At 39.3% G+C, this 23,085-nt stretch carries 18 protein-coding genes; 11 read left to right on the forward strand and 7 right to left on the reverse strand.

What is annotated here, in order from left to right:
- The first annotated feature begins 135 nt into the window (after window positions 1-135).
- A complete protein-coding gene (locus tag QA584_RS00925; RefSeq protein WP_278272650.1) occupies window positions 136-1,728 on the forward strand; it encodes a DEAD/DEAH box helicase in 1,593 nt (530 codons plus the stop codon).
- A 375-nt stretch (window positions 1,729-2,103) separates the two neighbouring features.
- Here the strand turns inward: QA584_RS00925 and QA584_RS00930 are convergent, their stop codons facing one another.
- On the reverse strand, window positions 2,104-2,961 hold the full coding sequence (locus QA584_RS00930) for a MurR/RpiR family transcriptional regulator (protein WP_278272651.1): 858 nt from the start codon (window positions 2,959-2,961) through the stop codon (window positions 2,104-2,106).
- Window positions 2,962-3,294: 333 nt separating this feature from the next.
- Here QA584_RS00930 and QA584_RS00935 point away from each other — a divergent pair, with 333 nt between their 5' ends.
- From QA584_RS00935 to QA584_RS00975, 9 genes are all read left to right on the forward strand, one after another.
- On the forward strand, window positions 3,295-4,671 hold the full coding sequence (locus tag QA584_RS00935; protein WP_278272652.1) for an FAD-dependent oxidoreductase: 1,377 nt from the start codon (window positions 3,295-3,297) through the stop codon (window positions 4,669-4,671).
- An 89-nt stretch (window positions 4,672-4,760) separates the two neighbouring features.
- A complete protein-coding gene (locus QA584_RS00940; RefSeq protein ID WP_278272653.1) occupies window positions 4,761-6,038 on the forward strand; it encodes a citrate transporter in 1,278 nt (425 codons plus the stop codon).
- A gap of 333 nt (window positions 6,039-6,371) precedes the next feature.
- Complete coding sequence (locus QA584_RS00945) at window positions 6,372-8,507, forward strand: hydantoinase/oxoprolinase family protein (RefSeq protein ID WP_278272654.1); 2,136 nt, start codon at window positions 6,372-6,374, stop codon at window positions 8,505-8,507.
- Window positions 8,508-8,677: 170 nt separating this feature from the next.
- On the forward strand, window positions 8,678-9,316 hold the full coding sequence (locus QA584_RS00950; RefSeq protein WP_278272655.1) for a hypothetical protein: 639 nt from the start codon (window positions 8,678-8,680) through the stop codon (window positions 9,314-9,316).
- A 20-nt stretch (window positions 9,317-9,336) separates the two neighbouring features.
- Window positions 9,337-10,215: an aldose 1-epimerase family protein gene (locus QA584_RS00955; RefSeq protein WP_278272656.1), complete on the forward strand. Its 879-nt coding sequence runs from the start codon at window positions 9,337-9,339 to the stop codon at window positions 10,213-10,215.
- 51 nt (window positions 10,216-10,266) lie between these two features.
- Entirely contained in the window at window positions 10,267-11,250 is a 984-nt protein-coding gene (locus QA584_RS00960) for a sialate O-acetylesterase (protein ID WP_278272657.1), read from the forward strand.
- 357 nt (window positions 11,251-11,607) lie between these two features.
- Window positions 11,608-12,615, forward strand: a complete 1,008-nt coding sequence (locus QA584_RS00965; RefSeq protein ID WP_278272658.1) for a hypothetical protein — start codon at window positions 11,608-11,610, stop codon at window positions 12,613-12,615.
- Between the two features lie 504 nt (window positions 12,616-13,119).
- Window positions 13,120-14,292 carry an AGE family epimerase/isomerase gene (locus tag QA584_RS00970; protein ID WP_278272659.1) on the forward strand — a complete coding sequence of 391 codons (1,173 nt, stop codon included), beginning with the start codon at window positions 13,120-13,122 and terminating at the stop codon, window positions 14,290-14,292.
- Window positions 14,293-14,537: 245 nt separating this feature from the next.
- The gene (locus QA584_RS00975) at window positions 14,538-15,707 is read left to right on the forward strand and encodes a glycoside hydrolase family 130 protein (RefSeq protein ID WP_278272660.1); all 1,170 of its coding nucleotides are present in this window, start codon (window positions 14,538-14,540) and stop codon (window positions 15,705-15,707) included.
- A 378-nt stretch (window positions 15,708-16,085) separates the two neighbouring features.
- Here the strand turns inward: QA584_RS00975 and QA584_RS00980 are convergent, their stop codons facing one another.
- The 3 genes from QA584_RS00980 to trhA all read right to left on the reverse strand — a co-directional run bounded on the left by QA584_RS00980 (window position 16,086) and on the right by trhA (window position 18,783).
- Complete coding sequence (locus QA584_RS00980; protein WP_278272661.1) at window positions 16,086-16,628, reverse strand: NADH peroxidase; 543 nt, start codon at window positions 16,626-16,628, stop codon at window positions 16,086-16,088.
- 686 nt (window positions 16,629-17,314) lie between these two features.
- Complete coding sequence (locus tag QA584_RS00985) at window positions 17,315-17,710, reverse strand: Fur family transcriptional regulator (RefSeq protein WP_278272662.1); 396 nt, start codon at window positions 17,708-17,710, stop codon at window positions 17,315-17,317.
- A gap of 401 nt (window positions 17,711-18,111) precedes the next feature.
- Complete coding sequence (trhA, locus tag QA584_RS00990) at window positions 18,112-18,783, reverse strand: PAQR family membrane homeostasis protein TrhA (protein ID WP_278272663.1); 672 nt, start codon at window positions 18,781-18,783, stop codon at window positions 18,112-18,114.
- A 534-nt stretch (window positions 18,784-19,317) separates the two neighbouring features.
- Here trhA and QA584_RS00995 point away from each other — a divergent pair.
- The gene (locus QA584_RS00995; RefSeq protein ID WP_278272664.1) at window positions 19,318-19,509 is read left to right on the forward strand and encodes a DUF951 domain-containing protein; all 192 of its coding nucleotides are present in this window, start codon (window positions 19,318-19,320) and stop codon (window positions 19,507-19,509) included.
- A gap of 20 nt (window positions 19,510-19,529) precedes the next feature.
- Here QA584_RS00995 and QA584_RS01000 read toward each other — a convergent pair whose 3' ends face one another.
- From QA584_RS01000 to QA584_RS01010, 3 genes are all read right to left on the reverse strand, one after another.
- Window positions 19,530-20,051 (reverse strand): hypothetical protein, encoded by a 522-nt coding sequence (locus QA584_RS01000; protein ID WP_278272665.1) that lies wholly within the window; start codon window positions 20,049-20,051, stop codon window positions 19,530-19,532.
- 24 nt (window positions 20,052-20,075) lie between these two features.
- Complete coding sequence (locus QA584_RS01005) at window positions 20,076-21,158, reverse strand: SGNH/GDSL hydrolase family protein (protein ID WP_278272666.1); 1,083 nt, start codon at window positions 21,156-21,158, stop codon at window positions 20,076-20,078.
- Window positions 21,159-21,490: 332 nt separating this feature from the next.
- Window positions 21,491-23,068: an MBOAT family O-acyltransferase gene (locus QA584_RS01010; protein ID WP_278272667.1), complete on the reverse strand. Its 1,578-nt coding sequence runs from the start codon at window positions 23,066-23,068 to the stop codon at window positions 21,491-21,493.
- Window positions 23,069-23,085: the final 17 nt, after the last annotated feature.

Below are 23,085 nucleotides of genomic sequence, written 5' to 3' on the forward strand. Positions count from 1 at the left end.
CCGGTGCTTGAGTCTACAAAGACTCTTTTGTTACGGGTAAACATATTAGGGGAGGATTAAAAATCTTGGACTTAATCCTCCGTAACCAGGATAAAATAAGAAAGAGCTTTTAGAAAGAAAGGAACCGAAATAAGAATGCAGACAACGAAATTTGAGGAATTAGGAATTAGTGAACCGATATTAAAGGCAATCGTTGAAATGGGATTTGAAGAAGCATCTCCGATACAGGCCAATGCGATTCCCATTATGTTATCCGGTAAGGATATTGTGGGGCAGGCTCAGACAGGAACCGGTAAAACCGCTGCTTTTGGAATTCCCCTGTTACAGGCAATTGATCCTAAAAATAGACATTTACAGGCTGTCGTATTAAGTCCCACCAGAGAATTAGCCATTCAGATCGCTGATGAAATCAGAAAATTAGCTACCTTCCTTCACGGCATAAAAGTACTTCCAATCTACGGCGGACAGGAAATCTCCAAGCAGATTCGTTCCTTAAAAGCCGGTACCCAAATCGTAATTGGAACCCCCGGTCGTGTTATGGACCATATGAGAAGAAAGACTGTTAAATTTGATGAAGTAAAGCTGATTGTACTGGATGAAGCCGATGAGATGTTAAATATGGGTTTTCGTGAAGATATTGAAACCATATTAAAGGATGTACCGGAAGAAAGACAGACTGTATTATTTTCCGCTACTATGCCAAAGCCCATTATGGATATTGCAAGAACCTACCAAAAGAATGCGGAAATTATTAAGGTGGTTAAGAAAGAATTAACCGTACCTAAGATTGAGCAGTATTATTATGAAGTAAAGCCAAAGAATAAAGAAGAAGTTTTATGCCGTCTAATCGATATGTATGACCCGAAGCTTTCCCTGGTGTTTTGTAATACGAAGAAACAGGTGGATGAGCTGGTATCTGTGCTTCAGGGCAGAGGATATTTTGCAGAGGGACTTCACGGTGATTTAAAGCAGCAGCAACGTGACCGTGTCATGAACAGTTTCCGTAACGGCAAAACAGAAATTTTAGTAGCTACGGATGTTGCCGCAAGAGGTATTGACGTAGACGATGTGGAAGCAGTTTTTAACTATGATGTTCCCCAGGATGATGAATATTATGTTCACCGTATCGGCCGTACCGGACGTGCAGGTCGTACCGGAAGGGCTTTTACCTTGGTAGTAGGCAAGGAAGTATATAAATTAAAGGATATCCAGAGATATTGCAAGACTAAGATTATTGCTCAGCCCATTCCTTCTATTAATGATGTGACGGCTGTTAAGGCTGAGAAGATTTTAGACCGTGTCAATAACATTATCGTTTCGGAAGATTTAGCAAAGATGGTAGAAATTATTGAATCCCGTGTGAATGTGGAAGATTACACCTCCCTTGATATTGCGGCAGCCTTCCTTAAGATGACCATGGGTGAAGACAACGAGCAGATTGAAGAAAAAGCAAGTTATGAGGATTACGGCGATACCGGAGCAGAAGCTGGTATGGTCAGACTCTTTATTAATATAGGCAAAAAGCAGAACACCAGACCGGGAGATATTTTAGGTGCTATTGCCGGTGAAACCGGAATGCCCGGCAAATTAATCGGTTCTATTGATATGTATGACAAATATACCTTTGTAGAAGTGCCAAGAGAGTATGCATCTGACGTGATTCAGGTTATGAAGGACGCTAAGATCAAAGGAAAGAGCATTAATATTGAACCGGCTAACAGGAAGTAACAGATACAGTAGAGAAAGATAGTATCTAGATATATTTATATAGAAAAAACAAACTGGAAATATTAATATAGAAAAAAGAAAATAGAAATATTTGTATAGTAATGGAATTTAGAACTATCTGTATAGTAATAGTATATAGAACTATCTGTATGTTAATAGTAGTAAATAGAAATATCTGTATACTATTACTATATAAAATAGTTGAATAGAAAAAAATAGTTATAAAGAAAGTTGTATAGATATAGTTGTCTTGACACTTTCGGATTATATAAAGACCGCTGCAAATTCGAATTAATTACTTTAAAGTAATTATTAAAATTTGCAGCGGTCTATTTTTCGTTAGGAAAGTTCATCCTGCAAGCGCTGTTTTTTCAATTAATAATCATAACCATAAGCGTCCATCATCTGGAAGTTATTAAGAATTGCATCACTGTTTAATTTTTTCTGTCTCAGGGCTTTATCGCTTCCCAGCAAAGCAGTATATATAATATCGATTACGTATAAAAACATGAGATTGTTGGATAATGATACAGAATTATTTGCCACAATCTTATCAGAAATAATAAACTTATAATCAGATATGTCACCCAGTTTTGGGGAATCATAACTGGTTATGGTAAGATTTTTCGCTCCGCGTTCCAGGGAAGCATTGGCAATCTGGTAGATGTCCCGCATCATAATGGTAGGAGCGATAAATATGGATAAATCTCCCGGAGCTATGTTACTGGCTTCTATCCGCATATCAATAATATCCGTGGAGGTTTTGGAGCGGATTCCTACCTGGTCAAATTTAAACTGCAGTTCCCTGGCGATTAAAGCTATGTTGGACAGGGAAAATATATGAATATTCTTAGCGGCCTGTATACCTGCAACCGCTTCTGTTACCGTATTCTCATCCAGCATAGCGGAAGTGTTCATAAGCATCTGCCTGTAATCGGCGGTTACAGAAGAAATAAAACCGTTGTCACCGGAGTAGGAATTCTGTTTCATAACATTATTATAGAAGTTTTCCTGTGCAAGGGCGATTTTAAAACCGTTAAAACCTTTGTAACCGATTTTCTTGCAGAAACGGTTAATACTGGCTTCGGAGGTGCCGGTTTCTTTTGCAATTGTGGTAATTGTATTGGAAACAACCAGATCCGGATGATTAATAACATACTGACTGATTTCATTTTCACTCATGGTAAAATTATGCTGCATGGAAACGATTTTAGAGATAACATTTGACACCATCGAAAGACACCCTGCCTTTTATTTAATATTCCATATTATACTACAATGGAATTTAAAAAGCAAACGGAAACCATTTTTGTGAAAATCATTTTCAAAAAACATCAAAAAATATAAAAATATACGTCAATACTATTGACATAAAATGAAATGCATGCTAGCATTATAACATAAAAGCGGGTTATATATAAGAAAATTTATTAGAAATGAACAAAGAATATGAAAATAATATTCAATAATATGAAAAACAAGAAAATTATTTTCATAAACAAAAGTATTTACTGATTAAGTAAATAGTTGAAAGATCAATATCAATCAGGAGGTAAAAAGCGAAAGATGGGTGTTTACGACAAGCTATATGATGTAGTAATAGCCGGTGGAGGTGTTTCAGGTGCTGCTGCGGCAATTGCAGCAGGAAGAAGTCAGGCTGACGTTTTAGTTATAGAACAAAGCGGATATCTTGGCGGAAGTCTTACCGGCTGCGGCGTAGGACCGATGATGACCTTTCATGCTGGGGAGAAGCAGGTTATAAAGGGAATCATGGAAGAAATCGTGGAACGCATGGTACAAAGAGGTTACAGCCCCGGTCATATTAAGGACACGACTCAGTATATCAGTTACCTGACGCCCTTTCATTCGGAAGGTCTAAAGATCGTACTGGATGAGATGGTAAAAGAAGCCGGCTGCGATATTTTATTTCATACCTTTATTGGTGGAGCAAAGACAGAAGAAGGAAGTATAAAGTCCCTGACTCTTTGCAATAAAGACGGTCTTAATGAAATAAAAGGTAAAGTCTATATTGACGCCACCGGTGACGGGGATGTTGCTGCCTTTGCAGGTGCGCCGGTAAGCAAAGGAAGGGAAAGTGACGGAGCCATGCAGCCCATGACCATGAATATGAAATACTGTAATGTGGATGCAGAGGCACTAAGGGAACATATTAAAGTGCATAAGGAGGAGTTCCCCCGGATGGTTCATAACATTGACCTTATGTACCAGACGGTCAGGCTTTCCTTTGCCGGGTTTACCAAAGAATTTAAGGAAGCCAGAGACATGGGAGAGCTGGATATCCAAAGGGAAGAAATTCTGTGTTTTGAGACCAATACTCCCGGTGAGTTCATTGTAAATACTACAAGGATATTAAATCAGGATGGAACCGATGCCGTAAGCCTGTCGGAAGCGGAAATCACGGGCAGGAAGCAGTGCGAACAATTAGACCGCTTCTTAAAAAAGAAGATTCCGGGCTTTCATAAGGCTGTCCTGGAATTTACAGGACCTTCGGTTGGCATCCGGGGTTCCAGGCAGTTAAGAGGTAAGTATACCCTGACTGCTGAGAATATCCTGAAGCGGAAGAGTTTTGATTCCGTAATTGTACATTCCGCCTACCCCATTGACATCCATAATCCGAAAGGGGAGGGAACAGACAGCTCATTTATATCGGAACCGGGTACTTATTACAGCATCCCTTATGAGGTAATGGTATGTGATGAGATCAAGAACCTTTTGGTGACCGGCAGATGTGTTTCTGCCACGTTTGAAGCCCAGGCAGCAATACGAACCACACCTACCGCAGGTGCCCTGGGGCAGGCCGCCGGACTGGCCGGAGCGCTGGCTGCAAAACAGAATGTGGATACCAAAAACGTTAACATAAAAGAATTACAGAAAGAGTTAAGGGTACAAAACGCATATCTGGATCTTTGCCTTGAAGGGTAAGACAAACTGTACCGCAGAATATTGAAAGTCATAGGCGGTGCAGGCAGAGTGCCTGATACAGCCATGAATAAATAGAAGGAGGATTTTTTATGACTTTACAGATTATTGGAATTCTTGGTTTATTTGCGCTTATGGTCGCATTGATGATGGCCCGCAAATTACCTACACTTCTGGCACTGCCTATTATGGCGGTGGGAATTGCATTCATAGCAGGGATTCCTTTTAAGGGAGGGGAATTCAGCATTACCGCTGATGTAGTGGAAGCGGGTGCCATGAGGATGAGCACTGCAATTGCAGGACTTTTCTTCGGAGGATTTTTTGGCAAGGTGTTGTCTAAAGTTGGGGTTACACGTACTATTATCCGCAAGGCGGCAGAGATGGCTGGAGATAAACCCCTGCCCATCGCTTTGGTGTTCTTGGTAGTATGTTCTATTATTTTTGCTGCTTCTAACGGGCTTGGAATGATTATCTTAGTTGGTACTATCATTGTACCTATTATGATTAGTGCCGGATTAAGCCCTATGGTGGCTGGTACCGTATTATTATTAGCCAATGGTATCGGCGTTAATTTCAGTGTCAGCACACTGGCAGTTTATATTGATGTATTAGGTCTTCCTCAGGAGACAGTTACTTCTTATTCCCTGCTTTGCGGTATTCCGTTAATTATTGTGGCACTTGTAATGATTATTATATTTACCAAATTCGGTAATAAAACCAGAAAAGCCTGGGCTATGCCTGCAGCCGGTGATCTGTCATCGGAAAAGAATGTACGTTCCATTGCTTTAATCAGCCCAATAATACCAGTAGTACTTGTATTTGTTTGGCATTTACCATTAGTTTCTTCCATTATAATCGGAATACTTGTAACATTAATTCTGGCTACACCAAAGAATGCGGTACAGGTTATCTCCAGTGCCTTTGTAGAAGGAATACAGGAAACCGCAGGCGCTGCAGCTCTTATGATCGGAATTGGTATGGTTTTAAAAGCGGTTATGGCACCTGAAGTAGCTACCGTACTGGAACCCTTGATTAAAGGTATTATACCTACCAACAAATTACTCTTTATCTTGATCTTTGGAGTGTTATCTCCTCTTGCTATTTACCGCGGACCTCTTAATGTATGGGGATTAGGAAGTGGTATCGTAGCCTTGCTTGCAGCCAGCGGCATGAACCCCATCGCTGCCATGGTAGCCTTAAGACTGGATTCCAATGTACAGGCAGTTTGTGATCCAACCAATTCCCATAATGTATGGGTAGCTGATTTCACCAAAACCGATGTCAATGAGTTTACCAAAAAGACCATTATCTGGATTATGGTATCTACCTTTGTTGGTTTAATTGCAGCAAGTTTTATTATAACATTATAGTGCTTTAAAAAATGTTGATTTACAGTGACAGGAATTTTATAAAAGGTGAGTAAAAGCTAAGACACCTTGATTAAAAGTTATTTATCTGCCGAAGGAAGACAGCTTACGGGAAAAGCTGGGTAAAAAGCTGTCTTCCGACAGCGGATCCTTGAAAACATAAACACAAGTTCAAAATAAATACAGTGAATACCAATTTTATGGAAGTCCTTTGTTTTATCAATGAACAGGAAAATAACAGTATTTATTACGTTTATTATATAGATAAATCAGTAACCCTTTAACACAATAAAAGATACGGTAAGTATCGATAGACCCAAAAAGAGGTGCGAAAACATGAGAAAAAAAGTTAGAATCGGTATTGATGTCGGCGGTACCTTTACAGACGCAGTACTTATTGATAATGATACCTATGAAGTTATGGCGAAACGGAAAATACCTACGACCCATAAGGAAGGTGTTGCGGTAGGGATAGTAAAAATCATATCGGAGCTGATGGAGGAAAACGGTATTTCACCGGAGGATGTGGTATTTATCGCCCACGGAACCACCCAAGCCACCAATGCCCTGCTTGAAGGTGATGTGGCATCGGTTGGAGTAATCGGTATGGGTACCGGAATGGATGCCAGAAGTGCTAAGAATGAAACCAATGTAGAAGATATTGAACTGGCACCGGGAAAGTACCTGCGCTCCAATCATACGTTTATTGATACCAAAGATCTAAATGATCAGTCCATTGAAGCGGCTATAAAAGAGCTGCTGTCAAAAAAATCAGAAGTCATTGTGGCCTCTGGGGCCTACAGTGTTGATGATCCGGAAGATGAATTAAAGGTTATGAAAAAGGCAGAGGATAAGAACTTATTCTATACCGGGGGACACGAAATATCCCAGCTCTATGGATTAAAAATGAGAACCAGGACCGCCGTTGTTAATGCCAGTCTGATTCCGAAAATGATGGAGACAGCCAATATGACGGAGCAGGCTGTCTTGGATATGAAGATTAAGTCCAATTTAATGATTATGCGCTGTGACGGCGGTGTCATGAGCATCAATGAAGTAAGAAAAAGACCTATACTTACCATGTTGTCCGGTCTGGCGGCTGGAGTAGCCGGGGCCCTTATGTACGAAAAAATATCAGAAGGTATTTTCTTTGAAGTAGGGGGAACCAGTGTGGATATCTCCGTAATTAAAAACGGAAAGGTAATGATTAAATATGCCCAGGTAGGGGGACATAAGACATATCTGCAGTCCCTGGATGTAAGGACCTTAGGTGTTGCCGGAGGCAGTATGGTCCGGGTCAGAGATAAAAAAATCGTGGATATCGGGCCAAGAAGCGCTCATATTGCCGGTGTAGAATATGAATGCTTCCAGAACGACGGAGTCATAACCGGCGGGGAAGTGAAATTTGTAAGTCCAAGAAAAGATGATCCGGCAGAATATGTATTAGTTAAAGCACAGGATGGCGGGGAATATTCCTATACTCTTGCCGGGGCAGCCAATCTTCTTGGTTATATTCCGGAAGGGGATTATGCAAGAGGAAATGACAGCTGTACCAAAGCCTCCTGGAAGGTGCTTGGCGATTATCTTGGAACCAGTGCCCAAGAAGCGGCAGGTCAGGTAATGAAACTGGCTCTAAAGAAGTTAGAGACAGTAGTAAACGAATTAGTATCAGAATATGAACTGGACCGGAAGTTCATCACTTTAGTCGGCGGCGGCGGAAGCGGTGCCGTTGTAGTGAATGCCCTGGCAGAGCATATGGGTTTTAAATGGAAGCTTGCTAAAAATGCTCCTTACATTTCAACCATAGGAGTTGCCCTTGCCATGGTAAGGGAACAGTTTGAACGAACCATTGTAAATCCTACGGATGAAGATATTAAAAAGATCCGATTGGATATTATAGAGAAAATAGTCCAGTCTGGTGCCAAAGAAGATACGGTAGACGTTTCCATAGAAATTGATTCCCAGAAGAATATATTAAGAGCCATCGCCACCGGTGCAACGGAACTGAGACAAAAGGACTTAAGTTCCTCTGATATAAGCAAAGAGCAGTTACAGGTTATATCAGCAGAAGCCCTGGGAGTTCAGCCAGAGGATACTTCCTTTTTGTTTGAAACAGGTCGCTGGAATGTATACAAGGCAATAACAAAGAAAAAAATATTGGGGATTTTCTCCACCAAGAAAGTAAGCCTGTGTGTCACTGACAGAGAAGGGGTTGTGAGACTTAAGAAGGAAAAAGCTTTTAGCATCAAATTCATGAAAGGAAACCGGACAACGGAATTCAACCGGTTTTTAGATGAAAACACCATTTATTCGGATGCCAATGCCACCATCCCCAAGGTATTTGTATTTTACCGTGAAAAAATGCTGGATCTTACAGGCATGCAGACTGCTGAGCAGCTCTATTCCATTCTGAATGTGGAAACAGAAGCCCTGGCAGACCAGGAAGAGATTATAGCTGTTGCGTATAAATAAAAGAAATAATGTGAGTACCTGACAAGATGGGATATTAACGAAAGATGTTTACAAACAGTGCTGCGCCAGTATACAGTTAGATATAATACAGGCAGTATATTTCTACAGTTTTTGGAACTGGCTTATAACAGTTATAGGTCCATAAAAGGCGAAAAAAGGAAGAGGTTATCATGATAAAAGACGAGGTTTTGGCATTATGCGAATTATCCAACGATTTACTTTATCATAAAATACCAAAAGAAAAACTGGCTTACTATATCAAAGAATCCTTACGGCACGGAAGAGAAGCGGCAAAAGCTTATCAGGGAAAAGATATTTTAGCTTTATGTGAAGAAAACCGGATTGAAATAGAGTATATCAAAGAAAGCAAAAAAACCTATGGGGTATCGTTCCGGGCTCAGGCTGAAATGGATAAAAAACATACGAAAATCTGGCTGTATGAAGGTTCCATCAAAGAACTTGCTAAAAACTCAGGGTATGAGGAAAGAAAAACCCTTACCTATGAAGAAGCTTTAAAGATACACCTTAGCCATGAATTTTTTCATTACCTGGAATATTCCAGTCAGCATTTTGTAGCTGAACAGTTAGAGGAAGTCGTCACCCTGCAGCTGCCATTTTTCACAAGGAAAGCGCGGATACAGCGGAGCAGTGAAGTGGCTGCCCATGCTTTTGCCAAAGAATTCCTTGGCTTAAAGGAACTTCCAAACATCTATGATTACATTTACCTGATAAACAGTAACAAAATGAAGAAAGACCAATTTCTTCAAATGGTGAAAGGTTTTGAGGCCGATTTAGAGAATATTAACTGATAGATAACGGAGGATAAGTTATGCTGGTGAAGTTAAATTATCAGGATGCCCAGGCAGTGGCCGATACCATGGGCGGCGAATTGATATCTTACAGAGACGGCAGTGGGACAGAATATTTGTGGAACGGAGATGATCGTTATTGGAGCGGCCGGTCTCCTCATCTGTTTCCTATAATTGGGACTTTAAAAGGCGGAAAGACCTGTATACAGGGAAAAGAGTATTCCCTGTTAAAGCACGGATTTGCAAGAAATGGCGAGTTTGATATTTATGATACCGGTGAGCATTTTATAACGTTTGTCCTCCGTGACAGTGCAGAAACCAGACAAGTCTATCCCTTTCGCTTCTCTTTTTATGTTACCCATACACTGGTGCCAGGTGGATTTACGACTTCTTATAAGCTTGTAAATGAAGGGGAAGAGGAACTGTATTTTAATATCGGGGGACATGTGGGGGTGCAATGCCCGGTCTTTAAACAGGAGGTTTTTGAGGATTATGAGATTGTATTTGACAGACCTCTTACAGTCCGGGCCTGCTTCCCGCCAAATGATGATCCCATTATCTCCGAGTGGTATGAGGAGTTGTTAGTGGGAGAGGACACGCTTTCTCTGTCTTATGACTTATTTGAGAAAGGTCCTCTGATCATTGACCAAATTGCCAGTCATTCCTTAATGCTAAAGAATAAGCATAGCGGCAGGGGAATCTGCTTTTGGTATGACGGGTTTCCGGTACTTGCCTTATGGACCTTTGGAAGAAAAAAGGCACCGTATCTGTGCCTGGAACCCTGGCATGGATTGCCAGCTATGGAGGAGGATGGACCTCTATTCTCAGAGAAACCCTATATTATCTCTTTGCAGCCTCATGCAGAAAAATGTTTGCAATATCAGGTAAAAATCTTATAAGGAAATACTTTGGCTGTAAAATAAGCGTAAGGAATTTCGGGAAGGAGTCAGATGAAACCACGCTGTACTTTAATTACAAAACCTTTTAATGATGCTGTTTACCAAAGAGATGGGAATAATTACGCCCATATTCCATTGGAGGTATTATATACAAGACCTGTATGCAGAATCCGTATAAAAGCGGTGCGTCAGGATTATATCTCGGAATGGACCGATCTAACACTGTATTCCGGAACAGCCTCAGGCAGTATGACCCTGCCAGCAGGGGATTGGTTTACTCTTTTCATGGAGGCGGTGGATGAAACCGGTAAGGTAGTGGAAGAAGATAAGATAGACAGAATCGGTGCCGGGGAAGTCTTTATCACCTGCGGGCAGTCCAATTCTCTGAATTTTGGTGAAGCACTTACAAAAGCAGAAAGTAATCTGGTGACATGCTTTAACCCCCGGTCACATAACTGGGAAGCCTGCAGGGATCCCCAGCCCTGTGAAGCCGGACCGGAAGTGGATATGGGAGAAGGCGGTTCCATATGGCCAACGGTGGGAGATTTGTTGGCCGAACAGTTAAAGATGCCCATTGGATTTTATGCAACGGGCTGGGGGGGAGCTGCGCTGGAGGAATTTGGCAGGGAAACGGTAAAATATAAAAGGCTCCTAAGTGCAGTAAGTAAGGCTGGTGCCTTTGGAGTAAGAGCGGTACTGTGGCATCAGGGAGAAACCGATGCGGTGTATGCTACGGATACGCAAAAGTATAAAGCTCTGTTACTGGATTTAATCAGCCGTACAAGAACAGACAGTGGATGGAACATCCCCTTTATGGTAGCGCGGGCAGCCTATCACCCTAAAGCGGAAAGGGATAAGGAAACCGCAATCAAGACAGCACAGCTGCTTTGCTGCAATGGGAAGGATATTCTGGAAGGACCGGACAGTGATACGCTGCAGGGAGAACTCAGGATAGCAAACAGCGCACATTTTACTTTACCTGGATTACAGGCCCATGGTAAGCTATGGGCGAAAGCACTTTTAAACTATTTATAACAACGGAAATACACTTAAAATTCAGAAAGGATTGTGAGTGTATTTTTTTTACGAGGAAAGTTCTCTGAACTATCCTGTAAAAAGCATTCCGTGCAGGATGTGCAGGACACTAGAGAGGAAGGTGTCATTAGTGTGACAGCACGTAAACGTTGCTCTGTAATTTCTCCGCGAAATCCAATCACATCGAAAGTGTTACAATTTTCTTAATATTGTAAAGTTCTTTTATTACTTGGCCGATAATAACGGTAGGAAATGGAAAAAACATAAGGATATTTCTAAAAACTTCAAGGGTAACATGGAAAGATCTATTTGTAAACTCAGATAAAAACCAAGTATAAAAGGGGGATAAATAAAGCAATGGTAAGAATAGGCAGACAGGACAACAACCGGGCAGGTAATCAGAATGTGTCGACGAATGATAAGACCCGGGAAAAGCAGGATGGCAGTAAGCAGGTAAAGCAAGACGGTGTGAATGACAAACAGGATAAAAAAGGTAAAGGTACCATCTTTGCCGGAGAGTTAAATCTCGGACAAAATGATCTTCTGGCTAAAAAAGAACAGATGCAAAAGACTGCAATGCAGGTCATATTAGATGCCTTTGCCGGTGATACAAAGCTTGATGAAAATGTTGAGGAACACATGGATAAAGCCCAAGAATTTGCAAAGCAGGCTGATGAAGCCTCCGGTGAGATACACCGCATGAGGGAGTTAAAGCAGAATTTACAAAAATCCTACAGCATAGATGCTGACAGCGATGAGCAAAAGGATTTGGAACTTCTGGAGAAAAGTAAGGATATCCGAATGGGTTTTTCTAATTCCACCCTTACTAAGGAGGAAGAGGAAAGATTAAAGGATATGGGACCTTTAACAGAATACCAGCAGGCAGCCCTGAATTATCATGACATGGAGTTGGTCTGGCGTCAAAGGCTTACGAAGGCCAACGATAAAATATTCAATGAACACAGGACAATTGAATCAATACAGCTGGGACGTGTAAAATATCACCCCCTCATTGATGCGAAGAAAGAATCCCAAGACCTGTTAGAGTCCGCCAGCAAAGAATTAGTAAACGGACTGGTGGGTGAAGCGAAAGATACCATAGACGATAAGATTGGGGATGATTCTGATAAAGCACAGGAAGTAAAAGATAAGGACAAGAAAGCCCAGGAGGAAGCTGCTAAGGCCGCCAATAAAAAGTCGGAGGCCAAGAAGGCAAAAAAACCAAACAATGCTGAAGTACCCACTGAGACTGTGGAGCGGGAGATTGACTGGGAAAAACTTAAGCTGGAGGCGAAGGCCACAGCAGATAAGGCAAACTTGCTTTTGGAAGACTTAAAAGGTCTGACAGTGGATGAACAGATATAGATATGATTGATTGGTAAGCCTTACGATATTCAGGTTTATGATTTAAAAGTCCGGTTAAAATCATAGAGTCAGCGGCAACAACGAATAAAATCCATAAATTATAGAACTTAATCAGGCTCAAGGGTGTTTAGATACGCCCTTGCAGCCTGATTATTATTTTGTCCAAATAAACCTCTTTTATAAAAATGAGATATCCCTTATATATGTTCACGGTCTATCAGATTTGGCGATGCAGCGCTGTATCAGTAATGGTTTGTGTCATTATAGAATTATGACATACAGTATTAAGTACATACTGATAATAAAAAATAAGTCCCGAGGTATACTAAAGTGAAAGCTATGTAATTGAACAGGAATTGTTATTGATAGCATAAGACTAAAATGCACGATAAATGCACAAAAAATATGCATGAAATGTGCATAAAAAGCACTTTCCCAGCTTGTATTAGCATTTGGTTATGTTATAATAAAGATGCAAATTTACTATGGAAGGACGGATATATCATGTTTATCAAGGAAGTAAAGGATAGTCTCGTTAATAATATAATTCCTTTTTGGAAAAACTTAAGAGATAATCAGAACGGTGGTTATTACGGATATTATGATTTTAACTTGAAATTGCACAAAGAAGCAATAAAAGGTGTGATATTAAATAGCAGAATTCTTTGGTTCTTTACCAATGCATATACAACCACAGGAGATCAGGACTGTTTAGATCATGCGAAGCATGCTTACGAGTTCTTGAGGGAATCCTGTTTAGATCAGGAATTTGGCGGTGTATACTGGTCTATTACCTATGATGGAAAGCCAGAGGATACAACGAAACACACGTATAATCAGGCATTTGCAATCTATGCCTTAGCTTCTTATTATGACGCCGCTAAGGAGCCTCAGGCTTTAAAGCTGGCATATGATCTATATGATCTGGTAGAAACAAAATGCAGGGATGATATCGGTTATCTGGAAGCCTTTGACCGCAGGTTTCATCCCGTAGATAATGAAAAATTATCAGAAAACGGTTTAATGGCAAGTAAAACTATGAATACCCTGCTTCATGTATTTGAGGCTTATACAGAACTATACCGGGTAGACAAGAATGAAAAAGTTGGCAGCTGCTTAAAGTGGATGCTGGATCAGTTTGCAGAGGTATTGTACAATCCTAAGAGAAGGATGTTAGAAGTATTCTTTGATGAAAATATGAAGACATTATCCGATCTTAACTCCTATGGTCATGATATTGAAGCCTCCTGGCTTATTGACCGGGGCTGTGAGGTCCTTTCGGATGAAACCTATACCGTAAAGATGAGAAAAGTTACAGATGCCTTAAGAGATCATATCTTAGAAGAAGGCTTTGATGGTACCTCCCTCAATAACGAAAGCTTTAAAGGCGAGGTGGATACAACTAAAATCTGGTGGGTGGAAGCAGAAGCGGTTTTAGGCTATATCAACGGCTATCAGAAAGACCCCTCAAAAATAGAATATATGGAAGCAGCAGCAAAAATCTGGGATTTTATAAAAGAATATATGATTGATAAAAGAAAAGGCTCCGAATGGTTCTATGACCTCGATAAAAACGGTGTCCCGGTAAGCAAAAAAGAAATTGCCGGTCCCTGGAAATGCCCATATCACAATGGCAGAATGTGCTTTGAAGTAATGAAGAGAAACGTAGATTGGTAATGAAAGCCATATAACGAGAAACTTCGTAGGTAAAGTGACAGTATGATTAAGAAGAACATTTGCCAGATAGATAGGTAGCTTCATGAAGTAAAACCTAGATGAAGTAAAACCTAGATTAAGTATAACCTAGATTGATTAAGGAGATATACAATCACAATAAATTCAAGAAGGGCAGAGCAGATAATAAAGACTAAGGAATAAAACATAAAATTAGCAACTTTTATTAGAGAAAGGCTGGTCGCAATATGCATCCGAATTATTATGTACAATTAGAAAAATACAATAAATTAATTAATAAAAAGAATGAGGTAAGCCCGATATATAATGGTATTTATGACCGTTATGTAAGTCCTGTATTAACCAACGAACATATTCCCCTGTTCTGGAAATATGATTTGAACGAAGAAACCAATCCCTACTTTATGGAACGCCTGGGAGTAAATGCCGTATTTAATTCCGGTGCTATTGAATTAAACGGGAAATACTACCTGGTGGCACGTATTGAAGGAAATGACAGAAAATCTTTCTTTGGTGTAGCAGAGAGCGACAGCCCGGTAGACGGTTTTAAATTCTGGGATTATCCGATTTTACTGCCGGATACCTGCAAGGAAGAAACCAATGTGTATGACATGAGGCTTACGAAGCACGAAGACGGCTATATTTATGGTGTATTCTGCTCCGAAAGCAAGGACTATTCTAGTAATGATTTATCCGCAGCAAAAGCAGAAGCCGGAATAGTAAGGACAAAAGACCTTAAAACCTGGGAACGGTTAAACAATTTAAAGACCTTAAATTCTCCCCAACAGAGAAATGTAGTACTTCACCCGGAATTCATAGACGGCAAATATGCTTTTTATACCAGACCCATGGATGATTTTATTAATACCGGTTCCGGCGGCGGTATCGGTTTTGGCTTATGTGAAGATATCACCAATGCGGTTATCGATGAAGAAATCATCACTAGCCAGAGAAAATACCACACCATCACCGAAGCGAAAAACGGAGCCGGAGCCGTACCCATTAAGACGGAAAAAGGTTGGATCCATATTGCCCATGGTGTAAGGAATACAGCGGCAGGTCTTAGATATGTTATCTACGTATTTGCAACCTCCCTTTTAGATCCTGCCAAGGTCATAGCAGAACCCTCTGGTTTCTTTCTTGCACCCCTTGGAGAGGAGAGAGTCGGTGACGTCTCCAACGTAGCCTTCACGAACGGTGCAATTGCTAAGGATAATGGAGAGGTTTACATTTATTATGCCTCTTCTGATACCAGGCTTCATGTGGCTGCAACTACCATAGATAAATTACTGGATTATACATTTCATACACCGGTTGATCCTCTTCGTTCCGTAGAATGCGTAAAGCAAAGATGTGACTTGATTACGAAAAACCTGGAGTTACTGGGTAAAAAATAAATCGTATGGATGGTAGAGCGGAAATAGTGATCGGTAATAGGGTGTAAAATAGCTAATGAAAATAATTAATTAATAAAAATAGTCAATAAAAATAAAATTGATCTTATAGAATAGAGCAAAAGAATCGGAAGTGATTTTGGGGAAATCACTTCCGATTCTTTTGTTAAAAAATATATGTAGGGATCAAATATAATATATATAACTTGGGGAGGATTATATATATTAAGAAATTGGCATTATAATGATTCGGTATTTTTCTATAGTAAGTAATGGTGTTTTATCTGCTTGTATTGCTTGCAAGGAGGACTTAAAGCTAGATAAAACACCTTCTTTAAGACAAACGAAATAGGCTAAATTTATTAAAAATTTGTTATAGTATTATGCAAAGTATCTGTCTAACAGGCCTTTGAAGGCTTTTCCATGTCTTGCTTCATCTTTTGCCATTTCATGTACGGTGTCATGAATTGCGTCAAGATCAGCAGCTTTGGCGCGTTTAGCAAGATCAAACTTGCCGGCAGTAGCACCGTTTTCAGCAGCAACTCTTAACTCAAGATTTTTCTTTGTGCTGTTAGTTACGACTTCACCAAGTAATTCAGCAAATTTTGAGGCATGTTCTGCTTCTTCGAAAGCAGCTTTTTCATAATATAAACCGATTTCAGGATAACCTTCTCTGTGGGCAACTCTTGCCATAGCAAGGTACATACCAACTTCACAGCATTCTCCGTTGAAATTATCTCTTAAATCTTTTAAAATGTCTTCGCTGACACCCTGTGCAATACCTACAACGTGTTCTGCTGCCCAGGTTAATTCTCCGGATTGTTCTGCAAATTTTGATGCAGGTGCTTTACAGATTGGACATGCTTCTGGTGCTGTATCTCCTTCGTAAACATAACCACATACTTGACATACAAATTTTTTCATACTTAAAAATCTCCTTTAGGTTTATTTATTTTTAATATTAATAATAGTAACGATTACTGATATTATATTATAATACATTGATGGATTTGTCAATACCTTTTTTTATATTTTAAATTTTTGTATTTTTTTATATTTTAAATTTTTGATTTGAGAGTCAAAAGCCTAATTTAGGTTGTAAAATGAATAACCCGGTATATATATTTATTTTGTCTACCTTACCTTCCTGCGGCATGTCCTTTGTAGAGCCTCATAGATGCAAAAAGCATCGCACTGCTCAGCTTTTTGCTGAGTCTCTAGTCGGACATAAATACCATCTTCCACAAGGTTAACTGCTTCATTTTGCCACCTATCTATTATCATCTTCCATAAATTAGTGCTTCAATATCATCAACTATCTATTATCTACTTCATATAGTTCCACACTTATTAGATCCTCATAAAAATGCCCGTCGGGCAGAAAAGGACCCGGGGGACAGCAGGATTGATATTTTATACCTAGATATTAATTTGAAAAACACAGAAAAACTGCCCGTTTTCACGATTTTGATTCTTTCATCAAAGATCAGAAAGGGCAGTTTTACTCGGATATCCTTAAGGTTAAAATCAGTGGTCATGAACGGATTTAGCAAGCTGTAAGGTATGATGTCAGGTGGTCAGTACACTTGAATAAATAACCAAAAGGAATATCAGATGTGTTCCTTGCATTTAGAGCATTTACCATAGAAGAATGTGGAATGACCCTTGATCTCTCCGTCAAAACCAGCTTCCGCTATACGGTTAATATGATCGAGAGCTCCGGGTGCAATATCCAGATCCTGTACGCAGGAGCATTCTGTACAAACAAAATGATAGTGCGGATGGGGATTACCATCAAATCGGTCGCATCCGTTGCCAGGTGACAACTTGATTATCTCGCCTTGATCAACCAACAGGTTTAAATTACGGTATACGGTACCTAAACTTATATTAGGAAATTTTTCACGTATACTCATATAAACGGTGTCTGCAGTAGGATGTTCTTTTGTATGAGACAGGTATTCCTTAATGGATTCACGCTGACGGCTGAACTTAGTAGTTGTCATATCTCACCTCCAATAATAGTAATCATTATTAATTCTAGCATATGCGGAATATGAAGTCAAGGTGTATTGCGATGGCAAAGTTAGGATGAATGTATTGGTGAGTATACAGCATATCCTGGCAGCCTTGTATTTTTTTAAAGGGAAAGGTTCCTCATGACATTAAAAATTGGAGAACTGCTTATGGCGGGAGGAAAAGAGTATAGTAAAAGTTACTCTGTTCCTTCCCAACCCAGTTCTCCAAGTTTAAGTGTTATAAGAAACCGTCTAATTCAAAAAAATACAAGCCTACCAGGATATTACCTCATTCGTTGGATTATACTACTTCATGTTTAAATTCATGTTTTTAATCTGAACGGAAATGGAAAACCGTAAAGGTATAATATCTGTGATAAACGAAACAATTACAGAGGCATAAGTGCTACAAATTTATACATTAATATGAAGTGGCAGGCGCTTCCGCCCAGGCAGAACAGATGAAAGATTTCGTGGGAACCAAAATACTTGTGTTTGTTATTAAATATAGGGAGTTTTAATGCATAGATTACTCCACCCACCGTATAGATGATACCACCGGCAAGCAGCCAGTTAAAGGCATCTTTTGGCAGGGCGTTGAGCAACGGAGAAAATGCAAGCACACAGGTCCAGCCCATGGCAATATAGATAATGGAAGATACCCACTTGGGACAAAATACCCAAAAAGCTTTTAAACCAATTCCTAACAGTGCCATACTCCAGATAATTGCCAGTAATACCATACCAACTCTTCCGTTTAGTACAATGAGGCATACAGGGGTGTAGGTACCGGCGATTAAAATAAAAATCATCATATGATCAAATTTTTTTAAACGCTTGTTAATCTTGTCAGATAAATCAAAGGTATGATATACTGTGCTTGCAGTATATAATAATATCATACTCAGTGCAAAGATACCGAGGGAGATAAAGTGTACTGGATCGGGAGCTTTAGAAGCCTTGATTAATAACGGGAGAGCTGCAAAAGCTGCCATAAGCATTCCGATCAAATGAGTGATAGCACTGCCAGGGTCTTTGGGTTTCATAACATATTTTGCCATAATATCAATCCTTTCTTTCTTAACTATTATTTATTTTCTACATTAGTATTTGCAGTAGTATTATTTTAATTACCAATTAGATAAGGAAAATACATCAAGTAGTAATTAAAACTACATCATCTATAAAGGTATACTACATCATATAAAATAAAATTGCAAGGGCTAATTTTATTTTTTTAAAAGGAAATATTTACTAAAATTAATTTGTAAATATTTCATTTGTAAAAGGTTTAAATAAATAGATTTTGGTTGTAAAAAATACGAATCATAATAACTTAATTATTTTAAAATGGCGTATTAATAAAATTTTGTTTGCTTATAGAAATAGATTAAATACAAAAAGTAGCTTATTAGTAAAAAATAGTTGATTATAAAAAAGGCTTATTAAAAAAATAACATATAAATATTAATTTAATACAAAAAATAATAACAAAAATAATTTACAAAAAATAAGTTATCATAATTATGTAATGATATACAAAAATAACTATCTGTTAGTTAATCAAGTCTAAAATAGATTTATGGAGGCATACAATGGATATCCAGGTTGGAGATATTTTAAAATTAAAAAAACAGCATCCCTGCGGCAGCAGCCAGTGGGAAGTTCTGAGGGTGGGCATGGATTTTCGCTTAAAATGCCTGGGCTGCGGTCATCAGATTATGATACCCAGAAAACAGGCCGAAAAAAGTATCCGGCAGATTACAAAACCTGAGCCGAAAGAATAGGTTACAAGGTAGAAGAATTCTTAGTTCGTAATAAACTCATAATTAATGGAGGTAACCGCCTCCCCTTCCATTAGAAAGGTCAGCTTTGTTTTGCCTTTGGTATAGATCAGGGAGCCGTTATCTTCTGTATAGTCTTTTCCATATGCTTCTACCACTTTGTCCCTGGCAGCCCCAAGGGTGATGCCTTCTTTGGTTGAAACACTGTCATCTGAAAAGTCAATAGCAGAAACATAATCACCATCTGACCCCGGATAGGTGGACAGGTTAAAACCACTGTAATAGTAGATTTTATCCAGCCCCTGGAAAGCGCAGCTAGGCGCTTCAAAGTAATCCTGGGGTTTTCCAAGGGCTTCTACAATCGTATCCGCTTTATCATTCATATGAATGGCGATATTGTTATAATCAAATTCAAAGCCAGGCTGGGCAGTGACCGTACCCTGGGGATTGTTTCCTTTGGCGGCATTGTCACCGTTTGTGGTACCGCAGCCGTACAGAAACGTTAATAATACAATTATAATTACGATATATACAAAATTTTTCATGTGTATGCCTCCTATTTTTGTGTGCTAATCGTTATCTATGGTGGTTGCCTGGGCCCCAAGGCTCTTTAGATAGCCGTATTGTTTTAATTCTTCCTGCTGTGCTTTTTCGGTGGCGTAATATAAATCTATTTTTTCTTTCCAAAGCTTACTTAATGCAGGGTCTTTTCGTTTGTCTTTCAGCTTAAAATCTTTGCTTAAGATATTTCCTAAATAATCTGAGAATTTTTCAGCGCCTGCAAGGTTTAAATGCAAACCCGCATCACAGGTATCCTTTGTAAAGTCAATGCCCATATCATCAATATAATTGAGAAAATTAATATAGACCAGATTATTTTTACTGGCATAATCCGTCATCTGTTTATCCCACTCTGGATACCAGTAAGGGTATACACTGGGAGACTTGATTAAAACAAGCTGAATGCCGTTTTCCTTACACAGAGCTGTCATGCGGTTCAGGTAATCATAGCTGTTATCTCCGAACTGGTAATCTGCAAGCTTTTTACCCGTTGGGACAAGGGTGACCGGTTTTACATCCACCCGCATCAGATAACCGTTAATAGAGACCTGTTTTCGTTTAAGCAGGTACTTAAAATCCTCGGAAGTAAGGTCGGACCATCTGGCATGGTACCTTAAAAATGGAAACAGGTAGGAAATCATAGTTTCACCTTCTGTCATGGAGGCCTTTATATCCTTTAACTTAATTGCAGAGAATTTCATACCGTCCAAGGTCATCCGGTTATAGGCTTCCTTTTGGGGTTCATTGTATTTCATAGCCAATACGTTATATACGACGACTTTCGGCTTTTCATATTTTAGAGTTTCCATAAGCAAATAGTAGGACTGCCAGATAAGCTGCTGTGCACTGCCTCTGATATAGCTGTTAATACCGTAATCCTTCCATAAGGTAACGGGAGATACGTTTGAGAACACTTCGCAATCTCCGATAAATATTACATCGTGATTCTTTTCCTCTGAATAATATTCTTCAATTAAATTGCCTTCATGGATTTTGGATACATACTTGGGCATAAACAAACGCTGTAAAAATAAAAGAAATACCAGGCAAAGACCTATGACAGCGAAATTATAAAGAAATTTCTTTTTCATCTTATCCTCCAATCTCCTGAGGCTTTTTAAAATATTAATAGCAAAACTTTGGAATATATAATAAACGCGTATACTTTAAATAGTCTTTATCTTTTAACTCATAATTATTTATTAAACTGCATATTTTTATAAACTGTCATTTTCTATAAAACAGCATTATAAAAAACAGCATTATAAAAAACGGCATTATAAAAAACAGCATTATCATAAACAGCTCAATCTAAAAAACAGCACTTACGAATAACGTAAAGTGACAAAAGGCAGTGCCTAATTATAAAACTAACTATCTTTAAATAACTACTATTACAGAAATAACTGCCAATTGTATTATCTTAAAACTGACTATAAATAAACTGACTCGCATCGTAGCCGATACCGTAAGCTCCGAATATCAAGATGGAGAAAACCAGTATGATATACACTGCGTACCGGAACAAAATCGGTTTTGAGGCCAGTTTCACCCTGACACTTCCCCTTCGCTGTATTAAGCTGATAATCAGCAGGATAGTTACACTGAGTAAAAGGATGATATAATCGGATACTTTAAGTCCGAGACCCATAAAACCACCGCCTAATACGTCTGCCAAATTTAAATCTGAAAAGACGGAGCCATACATTTTAAACGTAGTAGTTACATCCCGGTAGCAGTCAAAAGTCCTTAAAAAGCTCATAAGCCAAAAGGTCCTGATAACCTGGAACAGGCGATAATAGAAAGTATGTTGTATATGGTATTTGTTGTGGAATTTTTCATATAGAGGGGCACATTCCTGGGATATGAGGATAATAATACCGTTTCCCAGACCCCATACAATAAAGTTCCATTTTCCGCCGTGCCAGAAACCCGTGGTAAACCAGACCACCAGAGTTGCAAGGTAAACCGGAATCCGCTTCCCGATATTTTCCCCAAGCCGTGTACGGCAGGCTTTCGAAAGGTTAAGCATGGGTTTACATACGGAGATTGGGTAAAACATATATTCCTTAAACCAGGTACCTAAAGAAATATGCCACCTGCGCCAGTATTCTACGATGGATTTGGAGAAATAAGGTCTGATAAAATTTTCTTTTACCCGTATTCCAAGAACCTGGGCAATGCCTATGGTAATATCAATACCGCCGGTAAAGTCCGAATACAATTCGAGGGCATAATAAAACATCCCAAGCAGGACATAAGCGCCTTGATAAGTATCTGGATTACCGACAATGGTATTTACAGCAATTAACAGACGATCCGCAATCACCAGCTTCTTAAAGTACCCCCATAAAATCCTGGTAATACCAAAGGTAATCCGTTCTCTGTCAAAATGATGCTCTGAAAACATAGTGTCTTTCAGGTCATCAAACCGGCTGATCGGACCTTGGATCAGTTGAGGGAAAAAGGAAATAAAGAGGGCAAGCTTTCCAAGGTTTTTTTCAACCGGATATTTTTCTCTGTAAACATCAATGACATACCCCATGGTCTGAAAGGTATAAAAAGAGATACCAAGGGGAAGGGTGAACTGAAAAAAGGACATTTCCCGGTTAAAGACCATATTAATGTTATAAATAGCAAAGTCCGTATACTTTAGTATTGCAAGAATGCCAAAGTTAAGGCAGAGACAGATTTTAAGCCAAAAAAAACGCTTACGCTTCATCTGTGCCTTGTAGGCTTTTTTCTCTTCTCTGGGCAGGGAATCTTTTCGTTCCTTTAGATAGGCTTCCTGTGCGCCTCTAAGGCTGTCCATTTTTCTGGTAATCAGATAGGAGGATAGGGTTGTAAAGAGGATATATACCAGATATCTGATACCTGCAAAGTAATAAAAAGTGTAGCTGGCAATTAACAGCACCGGCCATTGTAATCGTTTGGGAATCAGGTAATATATAATAAATAACAGTATTATGAAAATGATGAAATTATGGGATGTAAAAAGCATGAAACCCCCTCATTCTT

It is taken from the genome of Anaerocolumna sp. AGMB13025, assembly GCF_029689925.1.
In the GTDB taxonomy this organism is placed as follows: domain Bacteria; phylum Bacillota; class Clostridia; order Lachnospirales; family Lachnospiraceae; genus Anaerocolumna.

What these genes read in the sequence shown, in the direction of transcription:
- QA584_RS00925 (WP_278272650.1), top strand. Translation starts at nt 136, where the DNA reads ATGCAGACAACGAAATTTGAGGAATTAGGAATTAGTGAACCGATATTA.
- QA584_RS00930 (WP_278272651.1), bottom strand. Translation starts at nt 2,961, where the DNA reads ATGGTGTCAAATGTTATCTCTAAAATCGTTTCCATGCAGCATAATTTT.
- QA584_RS00935 (WP_278272652.1), top strand. Translation starts at nt 3,295, where the DNA reads ATGGGTGTTTACGACAAGCTATATGATGTAGTAATAGCCGGTGGAGGT.
- QA584_RS00940 (WP_278272653.1), top strand. Translation starts at nt 4,761, where the DNA reads ATGACTTTACAGATTATTGGAATTCTTGGTTTATTTGCGCTTATGGTC.
- QA584_RS00945 (WP_278272654.1), top strand. Translation starts at nt 6,372, where the DNA reads ATGAGAAAAAAAGTTAGAATCGGTATTGATGTCGGCGGTACCTTTACA.
- QA584_RS00950 (WP_278272655.1), top strand. Translation starts at nt 8,678, where the DNA reads ATGATAAAAGACGAGGTTTTGGCATTATGCGAATTATCCAACGATTTA.
- QA584_RS00955 (WP_278272656.1), top strand. Translation starts at nt 9,337, where the DNA reads ATGCTGGTGAAGTTAAATTATCAGGATGCCCAGGCAGTGGCCGATACC.
- QA584_RS00960 (WP_278272657.1), top strand. Translation starts at nt 10,267, where the DNA reads ATGAAACCACGCTGTACTTTAATTACAAAACCTTTTAATGATGCTGTT.
- QA584_RS00965 (WP_278272658.1), top strand. Translation starts at nt 11,608, where the DNA reads ATGGTAAGAATAGGCAGACAGGACAACAACCGGGCAGGTAATCAGAAT.
- QA584_RS00970 (WP_278272659.1), top strand. Translation starts at nt 13,120, where the DNA reads ATGTTTATCAAGGAAGTAAAGGATAGTCTCGTTAATAATATAATTCCT.
- QA584_RS00975 (WP_278272660.1), top strand. Translation starts at nt 14,538, where the DNA reads ATGCATCCGAATTATTATGTACAATTAGAAAAATACAATAAATTAATT.
- QA584_RS00980 (WP_278272661.1), bottom strand. Translation starts at nt 16,628, where the DNA reads ATGAAAAAATTTGTATGTCAAGTATGTGGTTATGTTTACGAAGGAGAT.
- QA584_RS00985 (WP_278272662.1), bottom strand. Translation starts at nt 17,710, where the DNA reads ATGACAACTACTAAGTTCAGCCGTCAGCGTGAATCCATTAAGGAATAC.
- trhA (WP_278272663.1), bottom strand. Translation starts at nt 18,783, where the DNA reads ATGGCAAAATATGTTATGAAACCCAAAGACCCTGGCAGTGCTATCACT.
- QA584_RS00995 (WP_278272664.1), top strand. Translation starts at nt 19,318, where the DNA reads ATGGATATCCAGGTTGGAGATATTTTAAAATTAAAAAAACAGCATCCC.
- QA584_RS01000 (WP_278272665.1), bottom strand. Translation starts at nt 20,051, where the DNA reads ATGAAAAATTTTGTATATATCGTAATTATAATTGTATTATTAACGTTT.
- QA584_RS01005 (WP_278272666.1), bottom strand. Translation starts at nt 21,158, where the DNA reads ATGAAAAAGAAATTTCTTTATAATTTCGCTGTCATAGGTCTTTGCCTG.
- QA584_RS01010 (WP_278272667.1), bottom strand. Translation starts at nt 23,068, where the DNA reads ATGCTTTTTACATCCCATAATTTCATCATTTTCATAATACTGTTATTT.